Origin of the sequence: Mitsuaria sp. RG (assembly GCF_028369275.1) — a bacterium.
GTDB classification, from domain to species: domain Bacteria; phylum Pseudomonadota; class Gammaproteobacteria; order Pseudomonadales; family Pseudomonadaceae; genus Aquipseudomonas; species Aquipseudomonas peradeniyensis.
In genome coordinates this window covers 1-3,021 of record NZ_JAQMYQ010000095.1, presented here as the reverse complement: position 1 = coordinate 3,021, position 3,021 = coordinate 1, and the positions used below count along the sequence as shown (strand labels likewise).

Genomic DNA, 3,021 nt, shown 5'->3' with positions numbered 1-3,021 from the left:
AGCGTCAGCGGCGCAGACAACTTCGAGAAGCTGACCCTCGGCGACAACACGATCACCACGACCGTGACCGACGAGCCAGGCACTGGCACGCCAGGTACCGACAACCAGGGCGACAAGGTCACTGTCACCATCGTCGGCAAAGGCGATGTCACCGAGGACCAGCAGCCAGCCTTCACCGTCAAGGTCAGCCAGAAGCTCGACCATGACCTGACTGTCACTCTGTCCAATGGCGACAAGGTGGTGATCCCTGCTGGCCAGACCGAAGCCGAGTACAAGGCCAAGGCCCAAGGTGATGACGTCTTCAAGGACGGCGATACCCTGACCGTCGGCATCAGCGATGCCGCCGTTGATGGCAAGGCTTTCGAAAATCTGGAACTGGGCGGCAACGCCTCGGTGCAGATCACCGACACCGTCAGCGAAGTCGTCGCGACCCTCACCGCCGACAAGACCACGGTGTCCGAAGGCGGCCAGATCACCTACACCGTGACCCTGACCAACGCCCAGGGTCTGCCGGTCAATGGCCACAATGGCCTGACCTTCACCCTCACCGACGGCACCAAGGTCACCATTCCAGCCGGCAGCGCCAGCGGTACCTTCACCATCACCGCTCCGGACGATGTGTTCGTTGGTGGCCAACCGACCATCACCAACAAGCTGGAAGGTGTCACCGGCGCCGACAACTTCGAAAAACTGACCCTGGGTCAGGACGAAGTGAAGACCTCCGTCACTGACGAACCTGGCACCGGCACGCCAGGTACCGATAACCAGGGCGACAAGGTCACCGTCACCATCGTTGGCAAAGGCGATGTCACCGAAGACCAGCAGCCGGCCTTCACCGTCAAGGTCAGCCAGAAACTGGACCACGACCTGACCGTGACTCTGTCGAATGGCGACAAAGTCGTCATTCCAGCCGGTCAGACCGAAGCCGAGTACAAGGCGAAAGCCCAAGGTGATGACGTCTTCAAAGACGGTGACACCCTGACCGTCGGCATCACCGATGCCGCCGTCGACGGCAAGGCCTTCGAGAATCTGGAACTGGGTGGCAACGCCTCCGTTCAGATCACCGACACAGTAAGCGAGGTCGTTGCGACCCTGACTGCCGACAAGACCACTGTGTCCGAAGGCGGCCAGATCACCTACACCGTCACCCTGACCAACGCCCAGGGTCTGCCGGTCAACGGCCATAACGGCCTGACCTTCACCCTGACCGATGGCACCAAGGTCACCATCCCGGCCGGCAGCGCCAGCGGCACCTTCACCATCACTGCACCGGACGATGTGTTCGTTGGTGGTCAACCGACCATCACCAACAAACTGGAAAGCGTGACTGGTGCCGACAACTTCGAAAAACTGACCCTGGGTCAGGACGAAGTGAAAACCTCCATCACTGACGAACCGGGCACCGGCACTCCAGGTACCGACAACCAGGGCGACAAGGTCACCGTCACCATCGTCGGCAAGGGCGATGTCACCGAAGACCAGCAGCCGGCCTTCACCGTCAAGGTCAGCCAGAAACTGGACCACGACCTGACCGTGACCCTGTCCAACGGCGACAAGGTCGTCATTCCGGCCGGTCAGACCGAGGCCGAGTACAAGGCGAAAGCCCAAGGTGATGACGTCTTCAAAGACGGTGACACCCTGACCGTCGGCATCACCGATGCCGCCGTCGACGGCAAGGCCTTCGAGAATCTGGAACTGGGCGGCAACGCCTCGGTGCAGATCACCGACACCATCAGCGAGGTCGTTGCGACCCTGACTGCGGACAAGACCACCGTGTCCGAAGGCGGACAGATCACTTACACCGTCACCCTGACCAACGCCCAGGGTCTGCCGGTCAACGGCCACAATGGCCTGACCTTCACCCTGACCGATGGCACCAAGGTCACCATCCCGGCCGGTAGCGCCAGCGGTACCTTCACAATCACCGCACCAGACGACGTATTCGTCGGTGGCCAACCTTCGATCGTCAACAAGATCGAGGGTGTCAGTGGCGCCGACAACTTCGAGAAGCTCACTCTGGGTGACAACACCGTCACCACGAGCGTGACCGATGAGCCAGGCACTGGCACGCCAGGCACCGACAACCAGGGCGACAAGGTCTCGGTCACCATCGTTGGCAACGGCAACGTCACCGAAGACCAGCAGCCGTCGTTCACCGTCAAGGTCAGCCAGAAGCTCGACCAGGACCTGACCGTGACCCTGAGCAATGGCGCCAAGGTAGTGATCCCGGCCGGCCAGACCCAGGTCGAGTACAAGGCCGCGGCCCAGGGCGACGATGTATTCAAGGATGGCAGCTCGCTGACCGTCGGCATCACCGACGCCGCGGTCACCGGCAAGACCTTCGAGAATCTGGAACTGGGCGGCAACGCCACCGTGCAGATCACCGACACCATCAGCGAAGTCGTGGCCACCTTGTCCGCCGACAAGACCACCGTGTCCGAGGGCGGCCAGATCACCTACACCGTGACCCTGACCAACGCCCAGGGCCTGTCGGTCACCGGCCACAACGGCCTGACCTTTACCCTCAGCGACGGCACCAAGGTCAGCATCCCGGCCGGCAGCGCCAGCGGTACCGCCATCATCACGGCGCCTGACGACGTCTTCGTTGGCGGCCAGGCCACCATCAGCAACAAGATCACCGGCGTCACCGGTGCCGACAACTTCGAGAAACTGACCCTGGGTCAGAACGAAGTGCAAACCTCCGTGACCGACGAGCCGGGCACTGGTACTCCAGGCACCGACAACCAGGGCGACAAGGTGTCCGTCACCATCGTCGGCAACGGCGATGTCAACGAGGCCCAGCAGCCGTCGTTCACCGTCAAGGTCAGCCAGAAGCTTGGCTACGACCTGACCGTCACCCTGTCCAACGGCGACAAGGTGGTGATCCCGGCAGGTCAGACCCAGACCGAGTACAAGGCCGCCGCACAGGGCGACGACGTGTTCAAGGACGGCAGCTCGCTGACCGTCGGTATCACCGATGCCACGGTTCCGGGCCATACCTTCGAGAACCTGGAACTGGGT

The 3,021-nt window shown here is 62.1% G+C and carries 1 protein-coding gene; it reads left to right on the top strand.

What is annotated here, in order from left to right; genetic code table 11:
- Nucleotides 1–3,021, top strand: a 3,021-nt coding sequence (locus tag POF53_RS25805; protein WP_498970031.1) for an immunoglobulin-like domain-containing protein, incomplete at both ends; no start/stop codon positions are given.